This window comes from Bordetella genomosp. 7, from assembly GCF_002261265.1.
Classification (GTDB): Bacteria; Pseudomonadota; Gammaproteobacteria; order Burkholderiales; family Burkholderiaceae_B; genus Bordetella_A.
Window position 1 is genome coordinate 176,136 of record NZ_NEVK01000006.1, and the last position, 25,651, is coordinate 201,786.

The following is a 25,651-nucleotide window of genomic DNA, read 5'->3' on the forward strand; positions in this document are numbered from 1 at the left end:
CCTGTTTATGGATCGATGAACGACTGCGATATCGGCAGGATCAGGGCATCCAGCACGGCGACACCCTGCCCGGCCTCCTTGACCAGCAGCGGATTGACTTCGATTTCCGCCGCCTGCGGCGTGGCCAGTAAAGCCTGCCCCACGGCCACCATTGCCCGGCATGCGGCGGCCAGGTCCGCCTTGGGCTTGCCACGGTAGCCGTCAAGCAGCGGGAAAACTTTCAGCTCCCGCAGCATGGCTTCGGCCTCGGCGGCATCGATGGGCAGCAGCCGATGGGCCGTGTCCTGATACAGCTCGGTCAGTACGCCCCCCAGCCCCACTGTCAGCACCGGGCCGAACACCGGATCACGCGTGGCGCCCACGATCAGTTCGGCCACGCCCCGCTCCATTCGCTGTACAAGCACGCCGTCCAGGCGCGCCCGCGGTGCATGGCGCGCGGCCGCAGCGACAACGCGATCGTAGGCATTGCGCACGGCGTCGGCATCACCAAGCTGCAAGGCCACACCGCCCGCCTCGGTCTTGTGGGGAAGATCCGCGCTGACAATCTTCAGCGCCACGGGGTAGCCCAGGGCGTCGGCCTGCGCCACCGCCTGATCGGCATCCCGGGCATGCCGGGACGTATCCGCCAACCCGAAATGCTGCAAGTGAGCGCGCGCTGCCGCTTCGTGGCAAGGCAGCGCGATCGCGGCCTGCGCGTCGGCCTCGACCAGAGCGGCGGGCTCTTTACCGTTGCGTTGCCGGCGAGCGTCGCACCAAAGCAAAAAGGGCGCGAGCGCCGACACCGCGAGCCCGATATCATCGAACACGGCCACGCCCGCGTCGCGCAAGGCTTGCCGGCACTGCGCCGCACCGGTGTCGATCGCGGCGAACAGGCGCGGATGCGCGCGCGCCACCTCGGCCAGCGCATCCGCCATACGGTCCAGCATGTAGCCCGGGGCATACACCACCACGGCATCCACCGCCTCAGATGTCGCCAGCGCGCCCAGCGCCGCGCGCACGAAGCCCGGATCGTTTACTACGTTGCCCGTCACGTCCACCGGGTTGCCCACCATGCCGTAATCGGGAATGCCGCCTCGCAACACCTGTTGAAGCTCGGCGGGCAGCTCGGGCAGTTCCAGGCCGGCCACAATGCACCGGTCGGCCAGGATAGCGCCCAGCGCACCCGACATCGTCAATACCGCGACGCGCCGCCCGGCGCTGCGATGACGCAACGTAGCCAGATACGCCAGCTGCGCCATCTGCGCAAAGTCATGCGCTTCGATCACGTCCAACTGCCGGAACGCGGCGCCGTAGACGCGCCGGTCACCCGCCAGGGCCGAGGTATGCGAGCGCACTGCCTGGGCGCCCTTGTCCGTTGCCCCCGCCTTCAGGGCGATCAGCAATTTGCCGCGCCGCTGCAGCTCGCGGCAGGCCTGCACGAAGCGGCCGCCATCGCGCAGCTGCTCGATGTAACCCAGCACGATCTCGGTATGCTCGTCGCGTGCCAGGTATTCCAGATACTCGGAAAAATCGATGCACGCCTCATTGCCGGTATTGATGAACTGCGAAAACGGCAGCCCCTGGCGCCGCGCCAGCGCATACACCGCCGCGCAGACGTTGCCGCTTTGTGTCAGCAGGCTCACAATGCCCGGCTCCTGCTGCATGGGGGCGGTCTTGAATACCGATGCAAAGGCCGTGTGGGCCTGCGTATTCAGGTTGGCAAAGCCCATGCAATTCGGCCCGGCCACCAGCATGCCGGATGCGGCCGAAAATTCCTCGAGTTCGCGCTGCAGGCGTGTACCTTCTTCTCCTGCTTCTGCGAAGCCGGCTGCGTACACAATCGCCGCGCGCACGCCATGCGCGTGGCAGCGCCTGAGCATCGGCGTCACTTCGCCGGCGCCAATGGCCAGCACGGCCAGGTCGACCGATTGCGGCACCGACTCGATATCGGGCCAGCAGCGCAACCCGAAGACTTCCTGGTACTTCGGGTTTACCGGGTACACGTGGCCCGCATAGCCGAAGCGCGTCAGCAGATCCAGCGGCAGGCCGCCAATGCGGCCGGCGTTGTCGCTCGCGCCTATCAGCGCAATCGATGCGGGGTTGAGCAAAGGTTCCAGACGATGCGTCATGCCGAGCCGCCCGATTTGTTGCGCTGGATCGCCTGCGCCAGGCCGCGCTCGCGCACGGCGCGATATTCTTCGGTCAGGTGCGACAGCTGGTGCGTGTCGAAATGCGCCGCCAGCGACGTGCGAAAGCCTTGCGCATCGGCCGCGCGGTTCAGCGAACGCTTCAACAGCTTCAGGCCGAACGGCGGCGCCTGCGCGATGCGCTGCGCAAGCGCCAGGGCGGCTTGGTCCAGTTCGGCGGCGGGCACCACGCGGTTGACCATGCCGATACGCAATGCTTCCTGCGCTTCGATCTTCTCGCCGGTATAGAGCATCTCCTTGGCCTTGCGCAGCCCCATCACCCATGGGTGGATCAGCACTTCGGTTGCAGCCGCGGCCAGCGTATGCCCCACCGGATCGGAAAAATAGGCATCGTCGGCGCAGATCACCAGGTCGCACATGTTGGCCACCATGAATCCGCCGGCCACGCATGCACCCTGCACCTGCGCGATGGTGGGTTTCGAAAAATCCCAGATGCGCAGGCAATAGCCGTAATAGCGGCGCGATTCATACTCCCACCGCTCTTCAACCGTAAAGTCGGCGCGCTTGGCCTGCGCCTCTTTCAGGTCGTGGCCGGCGGAAAAATGGGCGCCCTGCCCCGCCAGCACCACCACCCTGGTCTGGGCGTCAGCCTCGGCCGCCGCCAGGGCGTCGTCCAGTTCATCCAGCATCTGCTGGCTTTGCGCATTGCGGGCTTGCGGGCGCGCCAGGCTGATGCGGCGAACCGCGCCGTGCTGTTCGACAGTCAGGGTCTGATAGTTCATGGTGTCTCCTCAATGCAGCTGCCTCGAGCATTGAATTTAAGACCCATGATTCCTAAAATACAAAATAATCGACATTAATTTCCCACAATATGAACAACAAGCACACAGCCGGCGCGCAAAGCATGCGGCGCGCGCTCGGGCTGCTGAGAGTCCTGGCCCAGCACCAGGAAACCGGCATCGGGCTCCAGGACGTCATGGCCCTTACCGGGCTGGAACGCTCCACCGCGCACCGCTTGCTGAGCGGCCTTCTGGAAGAACGCTTCGCCGAACGCGACCCGGCCACCCGCCATTACCGGTTGGGGATAGACGCCATGCAACTGGGGTTTGCGTCGCTGCGCCATACGCCGCTGCTGGACGCCCTGCGCCCGTTCGCGCAACGGCTGGCGCGCCTGTCGGGCGACACAGTGTTCCTGGTGATACGGCAAGGGGATTACGCGTTTTGCCTGCTGCGCGAGGCGGGCAGCTTCCCCGTCAAGGTATTCACCATCGACCAGGGAGAACGGCGTCTGCTGGGTGTGGGCGCCGGGGGGCTGGCGCTGCTGGCCGCGCTGCCCGATGACGAGATCGCGTCGCTCTACCAGCGGCACGCCGGGTCATATGCACAGGCGGGACTCAGCCGCGCGGCGTTGATGAAAATGGTGCGGCAGACACGGCAGGCGGGCTATTCCACCACGATAGACAGCATTACGCCGGGCGTGGCGGGCGTGGGCGCGGCATTCCCGGTGTCGGCGCTGACCTGGGTGGCCTTCAGTTTCGGCGCCATCAGCAGCCGCCTGGACAGCGCGCGTTGCATCGAAATGGGGCAGTTGCTCACACGCGAATGCCAGGCCTGGGCGCGGCAACACGGCATGCAGGGGTAAGCCGGCCCCATCATGGGCGGCGCAGGGGTTTCCGTGCGCCGCCCAATAATAAAAGCGGCGCCGGGCGCCGCCTTTATTCAGACCCGCTCGAATATCGCGGCGATGCCCTGCCCGCCGCCTATGCACATGGTCACCAGCGCATAGCGGCCCTTTACCCGCTGCAACTCATACAGCGCCTTGACGGTGATGATGGCGCCGGTGGCACCGATGGGATGCCCCAGGCTGATGCCGCTGCCGTTGGCATTGACCTTGGCGGGGTCCAGGCCCAGTTCGCGCGCCACCGCGCAAGCCTGTGCCGCGAAGGCTTCATTGGCCTCGATCACGTCCAGCTGGTCTACCGTCAGACCCGCCCGCTTGAGCGCCGCCTGCGTGGCCGGCACCGGCCCGATGCCCATGATTTCGGGATCCACGCCAGCGTGCGCGTAGGCCACCAGGCGCGCCAGCGGCTTGGCGCCGCGCCGCTCGGCCGCCGCCATGCTCATCAATACCACCGCGCCCGCGCCGTCGTTAAGACCCGAGGCGTTGCCGGCGGTCACCGTGCCGTTTTCTTTCTTGAACACCGGCTTCAGGCCGGCCAGGCTCTCGGCGGTGACATCGCGGCGCACGTGTTCGTCGGTATCGAACGTGACCTCGCCCTTGCGCGTCTTGATGACGACGGGCACGATCTGTTCCCGGAAATGCCCCGCATCTATCGCCGCGGCAGCGCGGCGATGCGACTCGGCCGCCAGCGCGTCCTGGTCGGCGCGGCTGATACCGAACCGGGCGGCCACGTTTTCGGCCGTTACGCCCATGTGCATGCGGCCGAAGGGGTCCGACAGCGCGCCGGTCATCATGTCGACCAGCGCCGCATCGCCCATGCGCGCGCCCCAGCGTTGCGCCGGGGCGATATACGGCGCGCGGCTCATGCTTTCGGCGCCCGCGCCCACTGCAATGTCGGCATCGCCCAGCATGATGGTCTGCGCGGCCGACACAATGGCCTGCAGGCCCGACCCGCACAGCCGGTTCACGTTGAACGCCGGCGTTTCCTTGCCGATGCCGGCATTCATGGCCGCCACCCGCGACAAATACATATCGCGCGGCTCGGTGTTGATGACATGGCCCACGGCAACATGGCCCACTTCGGCGCCTGGCACGCCCGCGCGCGACAATGCCTCTTTAATGACGGTCGCCCCCAGGTCGGCAGGCGGCACGTCTTTCAGCGCGCCGCCGAAATCACCAATGGCGGTACGGGCGGCGGCAACGACAACGACTTCGTTCATGGTGATCTCCCAGGCAATTGCCGGCACCATGCCGGCTGACGTCGATAAAAACGATGATAACGTGCGCGCCGCCACCCGGCGGGGCGGGCCGTGCGGATTGCTATGATGCGCGCATCCCAGCCATGCGCGGGCCCCGGGCCCGCCATCCCACCAAGGAGCCGCGATGCCCATCCTCAACATACAGATCATGCAGGGCCACGACGCCCGGCAGAAGGCAGCCCTGCTGAAGAACTGTTCCACCGCCGTGGTGGACAGCATCGGCGCGCCTCTGCCCTCGATACGCATCGTGCTCGAAGAGGTCGCCCCCGAGCATGTCATCGTGGCGGGCGAAATCGGCAAGGCCATGGCCCTGGTGGTGGTACGCCTGATAGCAGGCCGCACCGACGCTCAAAAGGCCGCGCTGATCGCGGCCCTGAGCAGCGCCGTCCACGCCAGCGTGAACATCTCGCAGGACGACGTGCGGGTAATCCTCGCCGATGTGCCCAAGACCGACATGGGCGTGGCAGGCGGGATCACCGCGCAGGCCGCGGGACGCTAGGCCGCGCTTTTCGCCCTAGGCGGCCGAGGGCGTATCCGAATTCGCCGGCTCGGCGTCGCCTACGTGTTCGGTCAGCGCCGGCGTCACCAGGTCCACCACTTTTTTGCGCGACAGCATCCCGATGAACTCGTCGTCCTCGCCGGTTACGGCTACAGGCTGGTCGCTGTGTACCAGGCGGGCCAGCACCTCGTCCAGGCCAGCCGTGGCGGGCACCGAGGCCAGGTCTTCCACATAGGGCGACACGTCGCGCGCGCCCGTATCGACGGCGCGCCGGGCCATTTCCGCTGTCAGGACGCCCGCCAGGCGCTTGCCGTCGAGCACGGGCGCATACTCAAAGCTCAGCGCCCGCATGCGTTCCAGTGCGTGGCTGGGCCGCGAACGCATGGTAAGCGTCAGGCGCGGCGGGTTCACGGCATGCGCGGCGTTGAGCACCTTGGTTCGGTTGACGTCCTGCAGGAACGCCTGCACATAGTCGGTGGCAGGATTCAGCAAGATGTCTTCCGGCGTCCCTTCCTGCACCAGCTCGCCGTCCTTCAGGATGGCAATGCGGTTACCCAGGCGCAGCGCCTCGTCCAGGTCGTGCGTAATGAACACGATGGTCTTGTTCAGCCGTGCTTGCAGCTGCAGCAGATGGTCTTGCATCTCGCGGCGTATCAGCGGGTCCAGCGCCGAGAACGCCTCGTCCATCAGCAGGATCTCGGCATCGGTGGCCAGCGCGCGGGCCAGGCCCACGCGCTGCTGCATGCCGCCCGACAGCTGGTGCGGATACTGCGCCTCGAAACCTGTCAGGCCCACCTGGTCGAGCCAGTGTCGCGCCCGCTGCTCGCGCTCGGCGCGCGCGACGCCCTGCACGGTCAGGCCGTAGGCCGCGTTTTCGAGCACCGTACGGTGCGGAAACAGGCCGAAGCGCTGGAAGACCATGCTCATCTTCTTTTGCCGGAAGGCCTCGAGTTCGCGCCGGCCCAGGCTGACCACATCCACGCCATCGACCAGGATGTGGCCGGCGCTGGGTTCGATCAACCGGTTGAAATGGCGGATCAGCGTCGACTTCCCGGAACCGGACAGCCCCATGATCACATAGATGCTGCCTTCTTCGATCGACAGGCTGATATCGCGCAGGCCCAGCGTATGGCCGCTCTTGGCCAGCAACTCTTCCTTGCTCATGCCTTGCTGTGCGGCCTGCAGCCACTTGGCCGGATGGGGGCCAAAGACCTTGTAGATGTTCTTGACTTCGATCTTGCTCATCGCTGGCCTCCCTTGCGCACGCGCTGTCCGTAAGATTGCGTGATGCGGTCGAAAAGGACGGCAAGCACCACAATGCCCAGCCCGGCCAGCAGCCCGCGCCCGACTTCCAGGCGGTTGATGCCCAGCAGCACCTCGTAGCCCAGGCCGCGCGCGCCGATCATCGAGGCAATCACCACCATCGACAAGGCCATCATCGTGGTCTGGTTGATGCCGGCCATGATGTTGGGCAGCGCCAGCGGCAGCTGCACGCCGAACAGCTGTTGCCGGGCCGTCGCGCCGAACGCGCGCGACGCTTCCAGGACCTCTCGGTCAACCAGCCGTATGCCCAGGTCAGTCAGGCGGATCAACGGAGGCACGGCATAGATCACCGTCGCGATAATGGCGGGAATCTTGCCCAGCCCGAACAGCATCACGACCGGAATCAGGTAGACGAAGCTGGGCATCGTCTGCATGATGTCCAGGATGGGCAGCATGATGGAGCGCAGCCAGTTGGCCCGCGCCATGAGGATGCCCACCGGGATGCCGATCAGCACAGACAGGCTGGCGGCCATGATCATCAGGGCCAGGGTCTGCATGCCCGCATCCCACAGGCCCAGCACCCCGATCACGCACAACAGCGCCCCCATGGCGACGCTCAGCCCGATGCGGCGGCTCACCGCCCACGCAATCGCAATCGTGACGGCCACGACAATCCACCATGGCGTGCTGCGCAGCACTTGCTCGAGCCAGACCAGCACATGCAAGAACGGCTGCGACATCGCTTCGAGCGTATCGGCGTAGCGCGTGACCAGATGATCGACAAAGGTGTCGATAGCGCCGCGCACAGCGCGCGGCGGAATAATTTCAGGAAACATAGCAACTCCTTGCGTGCCCGGGCCGCCCGTTCATCGGCAAGGCCCCGGGCGATGCGCTCGCGCGGGCGGCGCACGCCGCCCGCCACGCGCGGCGTGCGCTGGTTTACAGCGCGCCCTGCACGCGGGTGGCCACCTCGGCCGGCACCCATTTGGTCCAGACATCGGACTTGTTCTTCAGGAACCATTGGGCAACCGCGGCGGAATCGTCGCCGGATTCTTCCATGTGGGCCAGGGTTTCATCGACCTGGGGCAGCGGGATGGACACCTTCGACAGGAACTCGGTCAGTTGCGGAGCCTGCTGCGCGAACTCGGTATTGACTGCGGTGAACACCGGGTTTTCGGGGTAGGCGCTGGGTTGCGGGTCGGCGCATTTGGGCGCCGTCAGGCACTTGTGCTTTTCTGCATCGTACGGCGGCAGTTCCAGTTTGACCAGATCCAGCGCGCCCACCAGGGGGGTGGGATACCAGTAGTAGAAAACCACGTTCTGCTTGCGCTTGTACGCCGACATCAGCGCCGCTTTCTGCGCCGCGCCCGTGCCCGGCGAATACAGGGTGTAGGTGTCGCCCAGCTTCAGCGCATGGAACAGGTTGGTGCTGACAACTTCGCAACCCCATCCGGCCGGGCAGCCATAGAAGCGGCCTTTGCTGGGCTCTTCGGGGTCTTTGAACTCATCCTTGAACTTGGGCAGGTCGGCAGCCGCTTTCAGCTCCGGCAGGCGTTCGGCCGTATAACGGGGAATAAACCAGGCCTCCCCTCCCATGTAAACGTCGCCGATACGCTTGACCTTGCCGGTTTTCTCGGCCTGGTTCCAGGGTTCGGCCACGCTGTTGAGCCAGACCTCGGAGTTGATGTCCAGATCGCCCCGTTCCAGGGCGGCCAGAGCGGGCAGCGTCTCGGTGGGCAGGGTTTCGGTCTTGCAGCCGTAACCCTTTTCCATGATGAAGCGCTGGACATCCACCAGCACCAGGTTCGACTCCCAGTTCATGCCGCCGAACCGCACCGGGCGGTCCAGTTCGCACTTGGGAGCATCGGCGGCCTGTGCGGAACCGGCGAATGCAAGAAACGCCGCCGCGACGGCCAGGGATCTGACGGGGATAAAACGCATGGCTTTTGCCTCCATAGGTTCAGGGACACAACGTCAGCAAACTGCGCTGCGCTATGCCGTGGAGCTAAGGGGGTGTGCGGAAGACGGGCAGAACCGCCAATACAAACCGACACTAGCAACGAATCGCGGCCAAGGCGGCGGCGACTATTCAGACAGCAGGCCGGACGACCGCCGCACGGGCAGCTGGCGACCTGACAGAAAATTGAGCGAAACTGAATGAAGAAGCCGGCATCTTAGCCGATCTTGCTCTCACGACCAAGATCACCGCCGTAACATTCAGACATATTTGCACCGATCCTGGCGGGAACGCGACCGGTGCCACCGGGACGAAGCGCCCATTTCTCCGGGGCGCGTGGGCCACTTTCAGCCGGAAACTTTTAGTTTCATTTAATTTCTGTTGGATAAAACTTCGTTTCCGTGACCGCCGGAAACGAGCCGGGGCGCGGCTTCGTCCGGCAAAGCCATCGCGCCCCAGTCGCCGTCCACTTTACGCCTTGCTGTACATGTAGTCCCGGCGCCACGGATACGCCAGGTCAGCCGGGTTGTCGAGCTCATCGGGCCGGGCGGCAGCAGGCGGATTGACCGCAAGAATCTGGTGCAAGGCGATCCAGCCGTGCTGGAAGGCCATGGCGCAACCCGCTAGGTACAGGCGATACGCACGCAGCGACCGCGCGCCCTGCTCGCCTTGCAACACCTGTGCGGCGTCCGCGAGCCTTTCCTCCAGCGCGTCGCTCCAGGCCCACAGCGTACGGGCGTAATGCGGGCGCAGGTTTTCGACATCCACCGTCTCAAGGCCGCCGTTGGTCACCGCTTCCAGCACGCTGCTCACGTGGGTCAGTTCGCCGCCGGGGAAGATGTATTTCTCGATGAATTCGCCCATGCCGCTGCCCAGTTCGCTGTTGTACAGGCCGGCCGCCGTGATGCCATGGTTCATGATCAGCCCGCCGGGCTTGACCAGGCGATGCAGCTTGGCGAAATATCCCGGCAGCTGCGCGCGGCCCACATGCTCGAACATGCCCACCGACGCGAGCTTGTCGTACGGCCGCGTTTCGTCCAGCTTGCGGTAGTCGAGCAGTTCCATGCGAACCCGCCCGGACAGGCCCTTTTCCTGGATCAGCTTGTTTACATAGGCGTGCTGATTGCGCGAAAGCGTAATGCCGGTGGCGTCGACGCCGTAATTCTCGGCTGCCCAGAGCAGCAGGCCTCCCCAGCCGGCGCCCACGTCCAGGAAGCGCTCTCCTGCCTGCAGGCGCAACTTGCGGCAGATGTGATCCAGTTTCGCCTCCTGGGCCTGGGCAAGGTTCAGGTCGGGGGTGCGGTAATAAGCGCAGGAATAAACCCTGCGCGGGTCCAGCCACAAGGCGTAGAAGTCATCCGACAGGTCGTAGTGGAATTCGATCTGCCTGGCGTCCCGCTCGATCGAATGCCGCCATACCGAAATCACCTTGCGTACCAGTTCGGTCAACCAGCCTCCGCGGGCCGCCTCGACCGGCGATCCGGGCAACAGCGCCGCGGCAGCCTGCATGACGTGACGCATATTGCCCTGGATATCGACGCGGCCCTCGACGTAATCCTGGCCCAGCACGCCCACCGCCCCCTCTGCCAGGTGAGCAAGCGCAGACTTGTCTCGCGCCACGAAGCGTACTTGTGGGTCGGCCTGGCCGACCGTGGTTCCATCGGGCAGTTCCAATTGCACGGTAACCGGCAGGGACTGCAATTTGCGTTCTACAACAGACAGCAAAGGATTCACAGCTTCTCCCCGATATGAAAGAACTTGGCAACTTTATCGGAAACCATTGCAGCCCGTAAGAGGCTGGCGCTCATGATACAGTCGTCGGCTTGCCGCCCGCCTCCCACGTACCGGGGCGGCACAGACGCTTCCCGCCGCATGCTGCCCCGCTCTCTCACCCGCTACCTGCCAGGCTGGCTCATCCTCATGGGCGCCCTGACGGCTATCGGGCCGTTTTCCATCGACATGTACCTGCCGGCCTTCCCGGCCATCGCCAGCGATCTGCAAGTGCCGCGCGGCGCAATCGAGCGCACGCTGGCCGCCTACCTGGTGGGCATGGCGCTGGCGCAGGTGGTGTACGGGCCGCTGGCCGACCGCTACGGCCGCAAGAAGCCCATGCTGGCCGGCATGGTGCTTTATGTTGCCGCATCAGTCGGCTGCGCGCTGTCGGGCAGTGTGCAGGCCCTGACCGTCTTCCGGGTGCTGCAGGCGCTGGGCGGCGCCGCGGGCGTGGTGATTCCCCGGGCCGTCATCCGCGACCACTACGAAACACAGGACGCGGCAAGGGCCATGTCACTGCTGATGCTCATCATGGGGCTCGCGCCGATTCTGGCGCCCATCGCGGGAGGCCAGCTGTTGATAGTGTCGGGCTGGCGCAGCCTGTTCTGGCTGATGGCGGCCGGCGCACTGGCCCTGCTCGTGGCCACGGCGCTGATCATGCGCGAATCCCTGGACCCGTCGCGCGTGCAGCCACTGGGCGCGGCGCCCATCGCACGCAACTACGCCGCGCTGATGCGGCATCGCGGGTTCGTCTCGCACAGCCTGGCCGGCGGCTTCGGACAGGCCGGCATGTTCGCCTATATCGTCAGTTCGCCCCACGTATTCATCGAGCTGTACGGCGTCGATCCCCAGCACTACGGGTTCCTGTTCGGCGCCAATGCCGCCAGCCTGATCGCCGGCTCGCAGGTCAGCGCCCGGCTGCTGCGCTCGCATACGCCAAGGCAGCTGCAACGCCGGGCGCTGGCCGCGCTGGCCGCGTCCAGCCTCGCGGCGCTGGCGCTGGCGCTTGCGGGCCTGATGACCCTGCCGCTGCTCATGGCCTGCCTGATCGGATACATGTTCAGCCAGGGCTTCGTCAATCCGAACTCCGCCGCGCTGGCCCTGTCCGAGCAAGGCTCCCGGCTGGGCGCCGCATCCGCCCTGCTCGGCACGCTGCAATTGTCGTGCGGGGCCTTGGCGGGCTTCGTGGTCAGCGCCTGGCAGGGCGCCGGCCCATTGCCCCTGGCAGCGGTTCTGGCCGGCTGCGCCTGCCTGTCGTGGCTATCGGGCCACGCCGCCCCAGCGGAACACCGCCCCGTCGCTTGATTTAATTGGGTTTTTCAGGCTAGAATGGCGAGCTTCACGTTAAGTTTTCCCGTGTGCAGTCGCTATGCTTTGCGGCCGCCACTTTTTGACCACCACCCGTGTATTGGGCGGCAGGCAGCGGGTATAAGCACGGGCGCAAGCCCATCCACCTGTCTTTCCTTCCCCATCGCGGCCAGAACAGAGGTAAAAAACATGGCACGCGTATGCCAAGTAACTGGCAAAGCCCCGATGACGGGCAACAACGTTTCACACGCCAACAACAAGACCAAGCGTCGCTTCTTGCCCAACCTGCAAACGCGCCGGTTCTGGGTTGAAAGCGAAAACCGCTGGGTCCGCCTGCGTGTTTCCGCCAAGGCCATCCGCATCATCGACAAGGTCGGCATCGACGCCGTACTGGCCGATCTGCGCGCCCGCGGCGAAGTGGCCTGACCCGGCCCTCCCTCATCTACATCTAGGAGCACGACATGGCCAAAGGCATCCGCGAAAAGATCAAGCTCGAGTCCACTGCTGGCACGGGCCACTTCTACACCACCACCAAGAACAAGCGCAACATGCCCGAGAAGATGCTGATCAAGAAGTTCGATCCCGTCGCTCGCAAGCACGTTGATTACAAAGAAACCAAGCTGAAGTAATCCGGCTGGTTTAGGTATAGTTATACGGCCCTGCCCTGCGGGGCCGTTTTTTTGCGCGGCGTTGCCGCCCGGTTCACCCACCTTCCACGCGCCTCGCAGACCGCCATGTTCCGAATCCCGACCCTGTTGCATGCCGCCGCGATCGCCGCGGCGCTCGCCATAGCGCCCACGGCCCACGCCAAAAACGATGCCGCCCCGATCCGCATCGGCGAAATCAACAGCTACAAGGCCATACCGGCGTTCCTGGCGCCCTATAAAATGGGCTGGCAGCTGGCGCAAGAACAAATCAACGCGCAGGGCGGCGTGCTGGGCCGGCCGCTGCAGGTAATCTGGCGCGACGACAACGGCAATCCGGGCGATTCGGTGCGCGCCGCCCAAGAGCTCATCAGCCGCGAAAAGGTCGAACTGCTGTTCGGCGGCTTCCTGTCGCACACCGGCCTGGCACTGACCGATTTCGCCAAGCAGCGCAAGGTGTTCTTCCTGGCCGCCGAGCCCCTTACCGACAAGATCACCTGGCAGGACGGCAACCGCTACACCTACCGGCTGCGCCCATCGACCTGGATGCACGTGGCGGCCCTGGCGCCCAAAGCCCTGGCGCTGCGCAAGCAACGCTGGGCCCTGGTCTATCCCAATTACGAATATGGCCAGTCGGCGATCGCCACGTTCAAGGCCATGATGACCTCATTCCAGCCCGACATCGAGTTCGTTGCCGAGCAGGCCGTGCCGCTGGGCAAGATCGACGCGGGCGCCGTGGTGCAGGCATTGGCCGATGCCAGGCCCGACGCCATCTTCAACGTGCTGTTTGCCGCAGACCTCACCCGCTTTGTGCGCGAAGGCAACACGCGAGGGCTGTTCGAGAATCGCGCCGTGGTGTCGGTGCTGACGGGCGAACCCGAATACCTCGAGCCGTTGGGCGCGGACACGCCCGAAGGCTGGATCGTCACCGGCTACCCCTGGTATGCCATCGACACGCCGCAGCACAAGGCTTTCGCCGACGCCTATCGCAAGCGTTTCAACGAAACGCCCAAAGTCGGCTCGGTGGTGGGCTATGCGTCGCTGATGTCCATTGCGGCGGGCATCAAGCGCGCGGGCAGCACCGATACCGAAAAGCTGGTCGAGGCGTTCTCGGGCCTGCAGCTCGAATCGCCCTTCGGGCCCATCACTTACCGCCCGATCGATCATCAATCCACCATGGGCGTCTATGTAGGCGTGACGGCTGTCCAGGACGGCCAGGGCATCATGAAAGATTTTTCCTACCTGGACGGCAGCCGCCTGCAGCCCCCCGATGAATACGTGCGGCAGCTGCGCCCCGCGCCCTGATGAACGCCTCCGGCCTGCTGCTGCAGCTGCTCAACGGCCTGGCTGACGCCAGCGCGCTGTTCCTGGTGGCCGCCGGGCTGTCGCTGATCTTCGGCGTTACCCGTATCGTGAATTTCGCGCACGGGTCGTTCTACATGCTGGGCGTATACCTGGCGTTCACGCTCACTTCATGGCTGGGCGGCAGCGCATGGGGCTACTGGATCGCCCTGCCCCTGGCCGCCCTGGCCGTGGGCGTGCTGGGCGCGCTCATCGAAATCCTGGTGCTGCGGCGCATTTACCAGGCCCCCGAACTCTTCCAGTTGCTGGCGACGTTTGCGCTGGTGCTCATCATCGGCGATGCCGCGCTGGCAATATGGGGGCCCACGGATCTGTTCGCCGCGCGCGCGCCTGGCCTGGATGGCGCCGTCGAGATCCTGGGCCGCCGCTTTCCCCAGTACGACTTGCTGCTCATCCTGCTGGGGCCGCTGGTGCTGGGCCTGCTGTGGCTGCTGCTGATGCGCACCCGTTGGGGCCGGCTGCTGCGCGCCGCGGCGGAAAACCGCACGATGCTCGCCGCGCTGGGCGTCAACCAGGCATGGCTGTTCACCTCGGCATACGCGCTGGGCGCCCTGCTGGCCGGGCTGGGCGGCGCCATGGCCGCGCCGCGCATGCCGGCCACGCTCGGGCTCGATCTCGAAATCATCGCCAGCGCCTTCGTCGTGGTCGTAGTGGGCGGCCTGGGCTCCGTGCCTGGCGCGTTCCTCGCCGCGCTGCTGATCTGCCTGGCCAAGGCCGTGTTCGTATACATGGGCCAGACGCAGATAGGGCCCTGGACGTTCAACCTGTCCAAACTCACCCTGGTCGCCGAGTTCGCCATCATGGCCGTGGTGCTCGTGCTGCGCCCCTGGGGGCTGCTGGGCAAGCCGCCCGAACCCGCCGGCGCGGCCGAGACCGCAAGCCGCCCGGTGGCTCGCGCATCGCACCGCGCGCGGCTGGCCTACGGCGTCGTGCTGGCAGGGCTGGTGGCCCTGCCGTGGGTCGCCGCCGCCTGGCCCTATCTCACCGTACTGTTCACCGAAATCCTGATCGCCGCACTTTTCGCGGCCAGCCTGCATTTCCTTATCGGCCCCGCCGGCATGACCTCGTTCGGACACGCCGCCTGGTTCGGCCTGGGCGCCTACGGAGCCGCATTGCTCATGAAGCTGGCGGCGCTGCCCATGGAAGCCGCGCTGCTCGCCGGGCCGCTGGTTGCCGCCATGGGCGCGCTGTTCTTCGGCTGGTTCTGCGTGCGCCTGTCGGGCGTATACCTGGCCATGCTCACGCTGGCCTGCGCGCAGATCCTGTGGGCGCTGGCTTACCAATGGGACGCCATAGGCGGCAGCAACGGATTGATCGGCCTGTGGCCCTCCGACTGGCTGTCCAGCGGCACGGCTTACTACTACGCCACGCTGTTGCTGAGCGTGGCGGGTATCGCCTGGCTGCGCCGGCTGGTGTTCTCCGGCCTGGGCTACGCCCTGCGCGGCGCACGTGACTCGACGCTGCGTGCACAGGCTATCGGCATCGACGTGCAACGGGTGCAGTGGGCCGGGTTCACTGCGGCCGCGCTGGCAGCCGGCCTGGCCGGCTCGCTCTATGCGTATTCCAAAGGCAGCATCGCGCCCGACGTGCTCAGCGTCAGCCGCTCAGTAGACGGCCTGGTGATGGTCCTGCTGGGCGGGGTACAGTCGCTCGTCGGGCCGTTGGCCGGTGCATTCGCCTATACCTGGCTGCAGGACACGGCGGCCCGCCTTACCGAATATTGGCACGCCGTGCTGGGCCTGGCCGTGCTTGCGCTGGTCGTTGCACGCCCCGATGGCCTGGCCGGGCTTGTGCGCAGGAGCGCCACATCATGACGACGCCGCTGCTGCAGGTGCGCGGCCTGCGCAAGTCGTTCGGCGGCATCCATGCGCTGGACGACGTGTCGTTCTCGCTGGCTGCCGGCCATATGCTGGCGCTCATCGGCCCCAACGGCGCGGGCAAGTCCACGTGCTTCAACGCGCTGAGCGGGCAGATGCGTCCGGATTCGGGTTCGGTACTGCTCGATGGGCGCGAACTCGTCGGCCTGCGTCCCCAGCAGATCTGGCGTCACGGCGTCGGCCGCACCTTCCAGACCGCCGCCACGTTCCGCTCGATGAGCGCCCAGGAAAATGTGCAGACAGCGTTGCTTGCCCGCGACGGCAAGCTGTACGCAAGCTGGCGGCGCGCCGATCGCCACGGCGCGGACGCCGCCCTGGCCCTGCTCGACCAGGTCGGCATGGCCGCCCAGGCGCACCGGCCCTGCGGCGAACTGGCTTATGGCGACGTCAAGCGCGTCGAGCTGGCCATGGCGCTGGCGCACGAGCCGCGCCTGTTGCTCATGGACGAACCCACGGCGGGCATGGCTACCAGCGAACGGCACGCCTTGATGCAACTCACCCGTAATCTTGCCGACACCCGCCGCATCGCCGTGCTGTTCACCGAGCACAGTCTCGACGTGGTGTTTCAGCATGCCGACCGCATCGTCGTGCTGGTGCGTGGCCAGGTGCTTGCAGAAGGCCAGCCCGCGGCCATCGCCGCCGATCCGCGCGTCAAGGCGGCCTACCTGGGCACCGATCCGCTCGATCCGTTGAACTGACCGGCATGTCAGGCGCCGGCCTGCGGCGCCGGCGCGCCCGCGGCGCCATCGGCATCCCCCGCCCGGCCCCCGGCACAGGCCGCGCGCTGCCCCGCATACCCCATCGGCCCGCACTCGTGGAAAATACGTGCGCTGCAACTTGCGCAGATATCGGGGTCCAGGCGCATGTAGATGTCTGCAATGGCGGTGCGTTTGTCCGGGAACACGTGGTCCGCGCCCAGGCGGTCGATAAAGCCGGTCTGACGCCACATCTGCAGCACGGCCGGCCGGGGCCGATGGAAGTACAGATCGCCGCCGGCCGCTCGCCGCTTGCGCAGCTCGTCTTCCCACAATATGGCGCCCGCATGATCGATGAAGTTCATGCTCTTGGCCATGATCAGCAAGTGGCGGGGCGCGGCAGGCGCCGTGCGCATGGCCTGAAGCCTGTCGGCCACATGCGCCACCGCGCCGAAATACACCGAGCCCTCCATGCGCAGCAGTTTCAGTTGCGGGCATTCGGGCAACGCATCGGGCAGCCCATCCAGCACTGCAAAATGGCGATCTGGATCGCGAGCGTCGAAACCCATGGTACGCATGGCCGGATGCGATGTACGGTGCAGGTAGACCATCAGCGACAACAACGTGCCCAGCAAAATGGCGATTTCCATGCGGATAGTCACCGTGGCCACCATGGTGGCCAGCGCGATCATGCACTCGCTGCGCTGCACGCGCGCGGTCGCGCGCCAGCGCGGCAGGTCGAGCAGGTTCCAGCCCACCAGGATCAGCAGCCCCGCGATCGCGGCATGGGGAATCAGGGCCAGCAATGATGCGCTGGCAGTCACTAGCACAATCAGCAAGAGCGCGGCGAAGACTGCCGCCATGGGCGTGCGCGCGCCCGCCTCATAGTTTGGAATCGACCGGTTCAGCGACCCGCATGACAGGTACGACGAGAAAAAGCCGCCCACAATATTCGAAAGGCCCTGGCCCACGAATTCACGGTTCGCGTCGATAGGCTGGCCCGAACGCATTGCCACGGCCTTGGCAATGGAAATGGATTGCGCCAGCGCCACGATAGACAGCGCGAAAGCCAGGCCCAGCAGGTCGGGCAGCTTGCCCCAGTCGATATCGGGAACGTGAAAAGGCGGCCAGGGCTGCGCCAGGCTGCCCAACACGGAAATCGGCCGCCCGGCGGGCTCGAACACCCACGCATTCAACGCGGCGGCCAATGCGGTGCCCACCGCCAGCCCGATCAGCATGTGCGGCTTGCGGCGGCTTGCGCGGCGCACGGCCAGTGACGCCGCGATGGTGGCCACCGCAACCAGCAAGGCGCCCCAGTGCAACTGGCCTATCCCCCGCGCCACCGCCGCCAGGACGGCGCCGGCGCCATGTCCCTGGACGGGCGCCAGACCCAGCGCGTCCTTCAGCGCATGCACGCAGATCAGCAGGGCCGCTCCGCTGGTGAAGCCGAACAGGGCGGACGGAGAAATGAAGTTGGCCAGCGAGCCCAGGCGCAAGGTTCCCACCAGCCATTGCAGTATGCCGACCAGGATGGTCACTGCCAACGCCAGCTGGATATAGGCCTCGCTGCCGGCTATCGCCAGCGGCGCCAGCACCGCATACAGCGCCAGCGAATTGGCGTTCGTGGGGCCGGACACCACATGGCGGCTCGAGCCGAACAGCGCCGCCACCACACAAGGCACAATGGCCGAATACAGGCCGTATTCGGGCGGCAGTCCGGCCAGCGTGGCGAATGCAACGCCTTGCGGCAACACCAGCAGCGCGCCCAGCAGCCCGGCGAGCGCATCCGCGCGCAGCGTGTGACGATCGACCTCGTACACCCAGGCACCGAATAACCTGCTAGCCAGCTTGCCCACGCGCCGCCATCTCCCCGTTGTCGTTATCGAATCCGTGCCGGCAGGCCGCAAGGCCCGGCACGGCGGGCGTCTAGCGTAAACCCTTCCACAGCCTCGTGCAATGCAACGTTCGCACCGCAGTCAGGCGGCGCCTCCGCCGCGTCGCGCGCGCATGGCCCGGCTCATGTCGGCCAGGGCGTGATCGTCGATCAGCCGTTGCGCCATGGGCAGCAGCTCTTCGTCCTCGCGCCGGATATGCTCCGCATACAAAGAACAGAACGCCTCCACGCGCGCGGGATCCAACTCGGCAGGCCGGCCGTCGCTCCACGCCTGCAGCACGGCCTGCAGCCCGCTCCAGGCCGCTTCAAGCTGCCGATGCTCCTGCGTCAGGCCATCCACCAGCGCATGCAGGCAGCGCGCATCGGACCCCGCCATCGACTCGATCAGCGCCGGAAACAGGTCTTCTTCCTCGTCCTGGTGGTGATGCACGGCCGCCGTGTCGAAGTATCGCAGCACGCTGGCCGCGGCCGTGCGCGCCATGTCGTCGGCGCCGTGCGCGGCCACATGCGCGGCCAGCCGGCGCAGGGTCGCGCACTGGCGCTCCATGCGCTCGTGGCAGGCCGCCAGCAGCGCCAGGGGCTGGTCCGGTCCCGCCGCCGGCGTCGAAAATCCGGGAATATGCATAGCCATGATTCTGCCTTTCTGGATTGCCGTTCGGATAAAGCGCCTCGCGCGCGTTTCGCAGGAGCGCGAACCGCCATCGCGCGCTCGCCAAGGCTTCCGGCAAGCATAGCGCCTGAACGCGGTACATACATCGTCTGCGGCCCACCTTCGGCAGCGCGCCGCGAGCTTGCCGCAAACGCTGTGCAGCCATGGATCCGCACAGGGGGGCCGAAAAGCTGAAAACACGCGTTTTTGGCCGGAAAACAACAGGTTTTGCAAATACCGCGTGCCGAAATACGCGCGCAATTGGGAAGTTCCGCTATTATCGGGCGCGAGGTGCCAAGTGCCGATCTTCGGTGCCGCGCTATCTCGTGTCCTCAACATACGGATTTCGACCATGGCTACCAAAGCAAAAGCTCCCGCCAAGAAAGTCAGCAAGACCGCCGCCAAGGCTCCGGCCAAGAAGGCAACCGCCGCCAAGCCCGCCGCGAAGAAAGCGGCCGCTCCCCGCGCCATCAAGCAAGCCCTGAACAAATCGCAACTGATCGCTCACCTGGTTGAACAGACCGGCGTGGAAGCCAAGTCGGTCAAGGCCGTGCTGGCTGGCCTGGAAGGCGCCGTGCTCGGTTCCGTGGACAAGAAGGGCGCAGGCGAATTCAGCCTGCCCGGCCTGTTCAAGGTGTCGGTCCAGAAGGTGCCTGCCAAGCCCAAGCGCTTCGGCAAAGACCCGTTCACCGGCGAAGAGCGCTGGTTCCCGGCCAAGCCCGCTTCGGTCAAGGTCAAGGTCCGTCCGCTCAAGAAGCTGAAAGACGCCGCGCAATAAGCGCCCCGTCCGGCAGCCTCACCGGCAAGGCCCGTCTCGCCAGAGGCGGGCCTTGCCGTTTTCGGGCCTGCCGCGCCGCCGTATCGTCCGGCCTTCACGCCTTTTTTCGTTTCCGATGTCCCGTCCGTCCCCGCACCACGATAGCGTCACACCGGCACTGACGACGCCCGTCACCCTGCTGATGGCCGCGGCCACCGGCCTGGTCGTCGCCAGCAACTACTACGCTCAACCGCTGCTGCACACCATCGGGCAGCAATTCGCCCTGTCCGAAACCGCGGCGGGCAGTATCGTCACGACCGCGCAGCTATCGTACGCCGCCGGCCTGCTGCTGCTCGTGCCCCTGGGCGACATGGTCGAGCGGCGGGTTCTCATCGTGCTCATGACGGCGCTCGGCGCGGTCGGCCTGCTACTTTCGGCTTGCGCCACCAGCATTTCAATGCTGCTGGCCGGCACGGCCATCACGGGCTTCTTGTCGGTCGTGGCCCAGGTGCTCGTACCCTTTGCCGCCACGCTGGCTTCGCCCAGCCAGCGTGGCAAGGCGGTCGGCACCATCATGAGCGGGCTGCTGCTGGGCATACTGCTCGCAAGAACCTTCGCCGGTATGCTGGCCGAACTGGGCAGTTGGCGCACCGTGTACTGGGTGGCGGCGCTGCTGGTACTGGCCATGGCCGGCGCCCTGTGGCGCGTGCTGCCCCGCTATCGCACGCCCAACACCCACAATTACCCGGGCCTGCTGGCGTCGATCTTCCACCTCTATGCAAGCGAGCCGCTGCTGCGCGCCCGCTCGCTGATCGGCGCGCTGATCTTCGCGGCGTTCAGCATGCTCTGGACCCCGCTGACATTCCTCCTGGCCAATCCGCCCTACTCGTACGGCGACGCCACCATCGGCCTGTTCGGCCTGGCCGGCGCTGCCGGCGCCGTTGCCGCCAATCGCTACGGCAGCCTCAGCGACCGCGGGCGCGGCAACCTGGCCACGCGCGCGGGCCTGGCGGTGCTGCTTGGCTCCTGGGCCTTGCTGGGCATGGCGCAATACTCCCTGGCCGCCCTGCTGTGCGGCATCCTCTTGCTCGACATGGCGATCCAGGGGGTGCACGTCACCAACCAGAGCGCCCTGTACCGGCTGCGCCCCGATGCGCGCAGCCGCCTTACCGCCGGATACATGACGTGCTACTTCGTGGGCGGCGCCGCCGGCTCGCTGGCATCCGCCGCGCTTTATGCCCATACGGGCTGGCCCGGGGTGGTCGCGGGCGGCGCGGCGGTCAGCGCGGCCGCCCTGGCCTACGCATGGCGCGCCCGCGCCGCACGCCTGCCCGAAAACCCGTCACCGCCTGCCCAAGGCTAGGTACTTCTATAATCAATGGTTTAACCGCCGGCGCCTGGCGCGCTGCGGCCTTTCCTCTCTACTAGAATCGCGCACAGGTCCATGCAGGAACGCTACAGCCCCACCGCCGTCGAAGCGGCCGCCCAACAAGACTGGCAGGCCCGCGACGTCTATCGTGTCACCGAGCACGCCCGCGCCGCCGACGGCTCCGAAAAGCCCAAATTCTATGCGTGCTCGATGCTGCCCTACCCCAGCGGCAAGCTGCACATGGGCCACGTCCGCAACTACACGATCAACGACATGATGGCGCGCCAGCTGCGCATGCGCGGCTACAACGTGCTCATGCCCATGGGCTGGGACGCCTTCGGCATGCCGGCCGAGAACGCCGCCATCAAGTCCAGGGTGCCGCCAGCCAAATGGACCTACGACAACATCGCCTACATGAAAAAGCAAATGAAGGCGATGGGGCTGGCCATCGACTGGTCGCGTGAAATCGCCGCGTGCGACCCCAAGTACTACAAATGGAACCAATGGCTGTTCCTGAAGATGCTCGAAAAAGGCATCGCCTACCGCAAGACCCAGGTGGTCAACTGGGACCCGGTCGACCAGACCGTCCTTGCCAACGAGCAGGTCATCGACGGCCGCGGCTGGCGCTCGGGCGCCCCGGTCGAAAAGCGTGAAATCCCCGGCTACTACCTGCGCATCACCGATTACGCCGACGAACTGCTCGACCAGGTCCAATCGGGGCTGCCGGGCTGGCCCGAACGCGTGCGCATCATGCAGGAAAACTGGATAGGCAAATCCGAGGGCGTGCGCTTTGCGTTCCCGCACACCATCGCCGGCGCCGACGGAAAGCTCATCCAGGATGGCAAGCTCTACGTATTCACCACCCGCGCGGACACGATCATGGGTGTCACGTTCTGCGCCGTGGCGCCCGAGCATCCGCTGGCCACGCATGCCGCCCGCGACAACGCCGCGCTTGCAGAATTCATCGAGCAATGCAAGATCGGCGGCACCACCGAAGCCGAAGTTTCCACGCGCGAGAAAGCCGGCATGCCCACGGGCCTTGCCGTCACGCATCCCATCACGGGCGAGCCCGTCGATGTCTGGGTGGGCAACTACGTGCTCATGAGCTACGGCGACGGCGCCGTCATGGGTGTGCCGGCGCACGACGAACGCGATTTCGCCTTTGCCCGCAAGTACCAGCTGCCCATCCGGCAAGTCATCGGCGTCGAAGGAAAGACGTACTCCACCGACGCCTGGCAAGACTGGTATGCCGACAAGCAGATTGGCCGCACGGTCAACTCGGGCAAATATGACGGCCTGTCGTACAGCCAGGCGGTCGACGCCATCGCCGCGGATCTCGCCGCGCAAGGCCTGGGCGAAAAGCAGACCACCTGGCGCCTGCGCGACTGGAGCATCTCGCGCCAGCGGTACTGGGGCACCCCCATCCCCATCATCCACTGCGCCGACTGCGGCCCCGTGCCGGTGCCCGAGCAGGACCTGCCCGTCGTGCTGCCCGACGACCTCATTCCCGACGGCACCGGCAACCCGCTCGCCAAGAACGAAGCCTTCCTGTCGTGCTCGTGCCCCCGTTGCGGCAAGCCCGCGCGCCGCGAGACCGACACCATGGACACCTTCGTCGATTCGTCGTGGTACTTCATGCGCTATACCTCGCCCGACAACGACCAGGCCATGGTAGATGCCCGCAACGACTACTGGATGCCCATGGACCAGTACATCGGGGGCATCGAACACGCCGTGCTGCACCTGCTGTATGCGCGTTTCTGGACGCGCGTCATGCGCGACCTGGGCCTGCTGAAATTCGACGAGCCCTTCACTCGCCTGCTCTGCCAGGGCATGGTGCTCAACCACATCTACTCGCGCAAGAACCCGCAGGGCGGCATCGAGTACTTCTGGCCCGACGAAGTCGAAAACGTCTATGACGCCAAAGGCGCCATCACCAGTGCGCGCCACAAGGCCGATGGTTCCGAGGTGAACTACGGCGGCGTGGGCACGATGTCCAAGTCCAAGAACAACGGCGTCGATCCCCAGGCATTGATCGACACGCTCGGCGCCGACACGGCGCGCCTGTTCGTCATGTTCGCCAGCCCGCCGGAGCAGACGCTCGAATGGTCCGACTCGGGGGTCGAAGGCGCCAACCGCTTCCTGCGCCGCCTGTGGGCGCACTGCCATGCCCACCGCGATGCCGTCGCGCGCGGCCTGGACGGCGGTGCCGACTGGTCCCAGGCGCCCGCTGCCGTCAAAGACCTGCGCCGCGAAATCCATGGCCTGCTCAAGCAAGCCGATTACGATTACCAGCGCATCCAGTACAACACCGTGGTGTCGGCCTGCATGAAAATGCTCAACGCCATGGACGACGCCAAGCTGCCCGAAGGCACGCACGCCGACGCCGCGCGCGCCGAAACACTGGGTGTGCTGCTGCGGGTGCTGTACCCCGTCGTGCCCCATGTCACCTGGCTGTTGTGGCGCGAACTCGGGTACGCTCGCAGCCTGGGCGACCTGCTCGACGCGCCCTGGCCCCAGGTCGACGAAGCCGCCCTGGTCGCCGACGAAATCGAGCTGGTGCTGCAGGTCAACGGCAAGCTGCGCGGCGCCATCCGGGTGTCCGCGCAGGCGTCCAAGGCCGATATCGAGCAAATCGCCGCGGCCCAGGACGAAGTGGCCCGTTTCCTCGAGGGCCGGCCGCCCAAGCGCGTCATCGTCGTGCCGGGCAAGCTGGTCAATGTCGTAGGCTGAAGAGGTATCGCATGCATCCCGCACCGCATCGTCCGCAACGCTTTCCATCCCGCTGGCTGCTGCGCGCGGCCGGCCTGGCGGCCGTCATGCTGCTTGCGGCGTGCGGGTTTGCATTGCGCGGCACCACGCCGCTGCCCTTCGACACCATGTATGTCGGCATTCCCGACAACACCCGGTTCGGCGCCGACATCCGGCGCGCGCTGCGTGCCGCGTCGCCCAACACCACACTTGTAGACGAGCCGGGCGACGCCCAGGCCATCCTGCAGTCGGTGCGCAACCGGCGCACGCTGCGCGAAGTCTCGCTCAATGCGCAAGGCCGCGTCGAGGAATACGAACTCGGCATCGACTTCACCTTCCGGCTCATCACCAACAAGGGGGTGGCGCTACTGCCCGACACCACGCTGTCGGTGTACCGCGAGATGCCCTACGACGACCAGGTCGTGCAGGCCAAGCAGGGCCAGATCGAAAGCCTTTACCAGTCCATGCAGCAATCCCTGGTCAGCCGCCTGATACGCCGCCTCACGGCGCCCGATGTGCGCGAGGCGGCCGAAGCCGCCGCCCGCGGCGATGCCGATCCCGACCTGCCGGTCTACGACCCCAACGCCATGCCGTCGGACGCCAACCCGGAAACCTGGCAGACGCCGGCCTCGCCCGGCACCGGCGCCTGGTAAGCCATGGCGCAGGCGCTCGATGGCGACCGGCTGGCCGACCACCTGCAGCGCGCGGGCGGGCAGCTTGCGCCCCTCTACACGGTGTCGGGCGACGAACCGCTGCTGGTCACCGAGGCCATCGACGCCTTGCGTGCCGCAGGGCGAGCGGCCGGCTACACCGACCGCACCACGATGGTCATGGATGCCCGCAGCGACTGGAGCGCCGTCGCGGCCGCCACCCAGAGCGTGTCGCTGTTCGGCGACCGACGCATACTCGAAATCAAGCTGCCCACCGGCAAACCCGGCAAGACCGGCGGCGACACACTGACTCGCCTGGCCGAGCAGGCCGCGCGCCAGCCCGACCCGGACACACTGCTGTTGGTCGCCTTGCCCCGCCTGGACAAAGCCACGCGCGACACCAAATGGGCGCAGGCGCTGGCGGCCTCCGGCATCATGGTCGAACTGCCATCCATCGAACGCAGCCGCCTGCCCGCCTGGATCGCCGCACGGCTGGCGCGCCAGCAGCAGCGCACCGACAACGCCACACTGCAATGGATGGCCGACAAGGTCGAAGGCAACCTGCTTGCCGCCCACCAGGAAATCCAGAAGCTGGCGCTGCTCTATCCCGAAGGCCAGCTGGCCGCCGAAGACGTCGAACGCGCGGTGCTCAACGTGGCCCGCTACGACGTTTTCGGCCTGCGCGATGCCATGCTGGCGGGCGATGTCCCGCGCACTGTGCGCATGATCGCCGGCCTGCGCGACGAAGGCGAAGCGCTCCCGCTGGTGCTATGGGCCGTGGGCGACGAAATCCGCCTGCTGGCGCGTGTCGCCGAGGCGCGTGCCGCGGGGCAGGACACCGGCGCCATGATGCGACGGCTGCGCATATTCGGCCCCCACGAACGGCTGGCCCTGCAGGCCCTGGGCCGCGTGCCCGCGCGAGCCTGGCCCTCGGCGGTGCAACATGCCCACGAGGTCGACCGTCTGATCAAGGGCCTGCACGTCCCCGGCCGGCTTGCCGATCCCTGGGAAGAAATGACGCGCCTGGCGCTGCGTGTGGCGGCGGCCGGCCGGGCCTGAGCCCCGACGCAACACGCTACACTCGAACTCTACGCCGACGGCACGCCGCGCCGCCGACACCAACCATGCAAGATACGT

The 25,651-nt window shown here is 66.3% G+C and carries 22 protein-coding genes; 13 read left to right on the forward strand and 9 right to left on the reverse strand.

The features are described from left to right. Nucleotides 1–5: 5 nt before the first annotated feature. Together CAL19_RS11740 and CAL19_RS11745 are read right to left on the reverse strand one after the other, a co-directional pair. Nucleotides 6–2,108 carry an acetate--CoA ligase family protein gene (locus CAL19_RS11740; protein ID WP_094796860.1) on the reverse strand — a complete coding sequence of 701 codons (2,103 nt, stop codon included), beginning with the start codon at nt 2,106–2,108 and terminating at the stop codon, nt 6–8. After that, nucleotides 2,105–2,908 (reverse strand): enoyl-CoA hydratase, encoded by an 804-nt coding sequence (locus CAL19_RS11745; RefSeq protein WP_026639110.1) that lies wholly within the window; start codon nt 2,906–2,908, stop codon nt 2,105–2,107. The genes CAL19_RS11740 and CAL19_RS11745 overlap by 4 nt, the downstream gene beginning before the upstream one ends. A gap of 89 nt (nt 2,909–2,997) precedes the next feature. Here CAL19_RS11745 and CAL19_RS11750 point away from each other — a divergent pair, with 89 nt between their 5' ends. After that, nucleotides 2,998–3,768, forward strand: a complete 771-nt coding sequence (locus CAL19_RS11750) for an IclR family transcriptional regulator (RefSeq protein ID WP_026639111.1) — start codon at nt 2,998–3,000, stop codon at nt 3,766–3,768. Between the two features lie 77 nt (nt 3,769–3,845). On the opposite strand, the gene bktB is transcribed toward CAL19_RS11750, so the two are convergent. Further along, a complete protein-coding gene (gene bktB / locus CAL19_RS11755; RefSeq protein ID WP_026639112.1) occupies nt 3,846–5,027 on the reverse strand; it encodes a beta-ketothiolase BktB in 1,182 nt (393 codons plus the stop codon). Nucleotides 5,028–5,190: 163 nt separating this feature from the next. Between bktB and CAL19_RS11760 the strand changes: the two genes are divergently transcribed. Beyond that, nucleotides 5,191–5,565, forward strand: coding sequence for a tautomerase family protein (locus tag CAL19_RS11760; RefSeq protein ID WP_094796861.1), 375 nt, complete (start codon nt 5,191–5,193; stop codon nt 5,563–5,565). Between the two features lie 15 nt (nt 5,566–5,580). On the opposite strand, the gene CAL19_RS11765 is transcribed toward CAL19_RS11760, so the two are convergent. From CAL19_RS11765 to CAL19_RS11780, 4 genes are all read right to left on the reverse strand, one after another. Then, a complete protein-coding gene (locus tag CAL19_RS11765) occupies nt 5,581–6,810 on the reverse strand; it encodes a quaternary amine ABC transporter ATP-binding protein (RefSeq protein ID WP_026639114.1) in 1,230 nt (409 codons plus the stop codon). After that, nucleotides 6,807–7,664: an ABC transporter permease gene (locus CAL19_RS11770; protein WP_026639115.1), complete on the reverse strand. Its 858-nt coding sequence runs from the start codon at nt 7,662–7,664 to the stop codon at nt 6,807–6,809. Before CAL19_RS11770 ends, CAL19_RS11765 begins: the two co-directional genes overlap by 4 nt. Before the next feature lie 103 nt (nt 7,665–7,767). Further along, nucleotides 7,768–8,769: an ABC transporter substrate-binding protein gene (locus CAL19_RS11775; protein ID WP_094796862.1), complete on the reverse strand. Its 1,002-nt coding sequence runs from the start codon at nt 8,767–8,769 to the stop codon at nt 7,768–7,770. 487 nt (nt 8,770–9,256) lie between these two features. Next, complete coding sequence (locus CAL19_RS11780) at nt 9,257–10,519, reverse strand: class I SAM-dependent methyltransferase (protein WP_094796863.1); 1,263 nt, start codon at nt 10,517–10,519, stop codon at nt 9,257–9,259. A gap of 138 nt (nt 10,520–10,657) precedes the next feature. Between CAL19_RS11780 and CAL19_RS11785 the strand changes: the two genes are divergently transcribed. The 6 genes from CAL19_RS11785 to CAL19_RS11810 all read left to right on the forward strand — a co-directional run bounded on the left by CAL19_RS11785 (nt 10,658) and on the right by CAL19_RS11810 (nt 16,447). Next, the gene (locus CAL19_RS11785; RefSeq protein WP_094796864.1) at nt 10,658–11,863 is read left to right on the forward strand and encodes a multidrug effflux MFS transporter; all 1,206 of its coding nucleotides are present in this window, start codon (nt 10,658–10,660) and stop codon (nt 11,861–11,863) included. A gap of 192 nt (nt 11,864–12,055) precedes the next feature. Next, nucleotides 12,056–12,292: a 50S ribosomal protein L28 gene (rpmB, locus tag CAL19_RS11790; protein WP_081745672.1), complete on the forward strand. Its 237-nt coding sequence runs from the start codon at nt 12,056–12,058 to the stop codon at nt 12,290–12,292. A gap of 35 nt (nt 12,293–12,327) precedes the next feature. Next, nucleotides 12,328–12,495 (forward strand): 50S ribosomal protein L33, encoded by a 168-nt coding sequence (rpmG, locus tag CAL19_RS11795; RefSeq protein ID WP_003810296.1) that lies wholly within the window; start codon nt 12,328–12,330, stop codon nt 12,493–12,495. A gap of 105 nt (nt 12,496–12,600) precedes the next feature. Then, on the forward strand, nt 12,601–13,815 hold the full coding sequence (locus CAL19_RS11800; protein ID WP_170941521.1) for an ABC transporter substrate-binding protein: 1,215 nt from the start codon (nt 12,601–12,603) through the stop codon (nt 13,813–13,815). After that, a complete protein-coding gene (locus CAL19_RS11805; protein ID WP_026639120.1) occupies nt 13,815–15,686 on the forward strand; it encodes an ABC transporter permease in 1,872 nt (623 codons plus the stop codon). The genes CAL19_RS11800 and CAL19_RS11805 overlap by 1 nt, the downstream gene beginning before the upstream one ends. After that, the gene (locus CAL19_RS11810; protein ID WP_026639121.1) at nt 15,683–16,447 is read left to right on the forward strand and encodes an ABC transporter ATP-binding protein; all 765 of its coding nucleotides are present in this window, start codon (nt 15,683–15,685) and stop codon (nt 16,445–16,447) included. Before CAL19_RS11805 ends, CAL19_RS11810 begins: the two co-directional genes overlap by 4 nt. A gap of 8 nt (nt 16,448–16,455) precedes the next feature. Here CAL19_RS11810 and CAL19_RS11815 read toward each other — a convergent pair whose 3' ends face one another. Then, nucleotides 16,456–18,300, reverse strand: coding sequence for a SulP family inorganic anion transporter (locus CAL19_RS11815; protein WP_170941522.1), 1,845 nt, complete (start codon nt 18,298–18,300; stop codon nt 16,456–16,458). Between the two features lie 120 nt (nt 18,301–18,420). After that, a complete protein-coding gene (locus tag CAL19_RS11820; protein ID WP_026639122.1) occupies nt 18,421–18,969 on the reverse strand; it encodes a hemerythrin domain-containing protein in 549 nt (182 codons plus the stop codon). 370 nt (nt 18,970–19,339) lie between these two features. On the opposite strand from CAL19_RS11820, the gene CAL19_RS11825 reads away from it, so the two are divergent. The 5 genes from CAL19_RS11825 (at nt 19,340) to holA (ending at nt 25,573) form a co-directional block, all read left to right on the forward strand. Continuing rightward, nucleotides 19,340–19,765, forward strand: a complete 426-nt coding sequence (locus CAL19_RS11825; RefSeq protein WP_026639123.1) for an HU family DNA-binding protein — start codon at nt 19,340–19,342, stop codon at nt 19,763–19,765. 115 nt (nt 19,766–19,880) lie between these two features. Then, the gene (locus tag CAL19_RS11830; RefSeq protein WP_094797159.1) at nt 19,881–21,107 is read left to right on the forward strand and encodes an MFS transporter; all 1,227 of its coding nucleotides are present in this window, start codon (nt 19,881–19,883) and stop codon (nt 21,105–21,107) included. An 81-nt stretch (nt 21,108–21,188) separates the two neighbouring features. Continuing rightward, nucleotides 21,189–23,846 (forward strand): leucine--tRNA ligase, encoded by a 2,658-nt coding sequence (gene leuS, locus CAL19_RS11835; protein WP_094796866.1) that lies wholly within the window; start codon nt 21,189–21,191, stop codon nt 23,844–23,846. Between the two features lie 11 nt (nt 23,847–23,857). Then, nucleotides 23,858–24,517: an LPS assembly lipoprotein LptE gene (lptE, locus tag CAL19_RS11840; RefSeq protein WP_094796867.1), complete on the forward strand. Its 660-nt coding sequence runs from the start codon at nt 23,858–23,860 to the stop codon at nt 24,515–24,517. Nucleotides 24,518–24,520: 3 nt separating this feature from the next. After that, nucleotides 24,521–25,573, forward strand: coding sequence for a DNA polymerase III subunit delta (gene holA, locus CAL19_RS11845; protein WP_094796868.1), 1,053 nt, complete (start codon nt 24,521–24,523; stop codon nt 25,571–25,573). Nucleotides 25,574–25,651 lie beyond the last annotated feature (78 nt).

Bases quoted from the DNA above. Each gene is read 5' to 3' on its own strand.
- CAL19_RS11740 (WP_094796860.1), bottom strand. From the start codon at position 2,108: ATGACGCATCGTCTGGAACCTTTGCTCAACCCCGCATCGATTGCGCTG.
- CAL19_RS11745 (WP_026639110.1), bottom strand. From the start codon at position 2,908: ATGAACTATCAGACCCTGACTGTCGAACAGCACGGCGCGGTTCGCCGC.
- CAL19_RS11750 (WP_026639111.1), top strand. From the start codon at position 2,998: ATGAACAACAAGCACACAGCCGGCGCGCAAAGCATGCGGCGCGCGCTC.
- bktB (WP_026639112.1), bottom strand. From the start codon at position 5,027: ATGAACGAAGTCGTTGTCGTTGCCGCCGCCCGTACCGCCATTGGTGAT.
- CAL19_RS11760 (WP_094796861.1), top strand. From the start codon at position 5,191: ATGCCCATCCTCAACATACAGATCATGCAGGGCCACGACGCCCGGCAG.
- CAL19_RS11765 (WP_026639114.1), bottom strand. From the start codon at position 6,810: ATGAGCAAGATCGAAGTCAAGAACATCTACAAGGTCTTTGGCCCCCAT.
- CAL19_RS11770 (WP_026639115.1), bottom strand. From the start codon at position 7,664: ATGTTTCCTGAAATTATTCCGCCGCGCGCTGTGCGCGGCGCTATCGAC.
- CAL19_RS11775 (WP_094796862.1), bottom strand. From the start codon at position 8,769: ATGCGTTTTATCCCCGTCAGATCCCTGGCCGTCGCGGCGGCGTTTCTT.
- CAL19_RS11785 (WP_094796864.1), top strand. From the start codon at position 10,658: ATGCTGCCCCGCTCTCTCACCCGCTACCTGCCAGGCTGGCTCATCCTC.
- rpmB (WP_081745672.1), top strand. From the start codon at position 12,056: ATGGCACGCGTATGCCAAGTAACTGGCAAAGCCCCGATGACGGGCAAC.
- rpmG (WP_003810296.1), top strand. From the start codon at position 12,328: ATGGCCAAAGGCATCCGCGAAAAGATCAAGCTCGAGTCCACTGCTGGC.
- CAL19_RS11800 (WP_170941521.1), top strand. From the start codon at position 12,601: ATGTTCCGAATCCCGACCCTGTTGCATGCCGCCGCGATCGCCGCGGCG.
- CAL19_RS11805 (WP_026639120.1), top strand. From the start codon at position 13,815: ATGAACGCCTCCGGCCTGCTGCTGCAGCTGCTCAACGGCCTGGCTGAC.
- CAL19_RS11810 (WP_026639121.1), top strand. From the start codon at position 15,683: ATGACGACGCCGCTGCTGCAGGTGCGCGGCCTGCGCAAGTCGTTCGGC.
- CAL19_RS11820 (WP_026639122.1), bottom strand. From the start codon at position 18,969: ATGGCTATGCATATTCCCGGATTTTCGACGCCGGCGGCGGGACCGGAC.
- CAL19_RS11825 (WP_026639123.1), top strand. From the start codon at position 19,340: ATGGCTACCAAAGCAAAAGCTCCCGCCAAGAAAGTCAGCAAGACCGCC.
- CAL19_RS11830 (WP_094797159.1), top strand. From the start codon at position 19,881: ATGTCCCGTCCGTCCCCGCACCACGATAGCGTCACACCGGCACTGACG.
- leuS (WP_094796866.1), top strand. From the start codon at position 21,189: ATGCAGGAACGCTACAGCCCCACCGCCGTCGAAGCGGCCGCCCAACAA.
- lptE (WP_094796867.1), top strand. From the start codon at position 23,858: ATGCATCCCGCACCGCATCGTCCGCAACGCTTTCCATCCCGCTGGCTG.
- holA (WP_094796868.1), top strand. From the start codon at position 24,521: ATGGCGCAGGCGCTCGATGGCGACCGGCTGGCCGACCACCTGCAGCGC.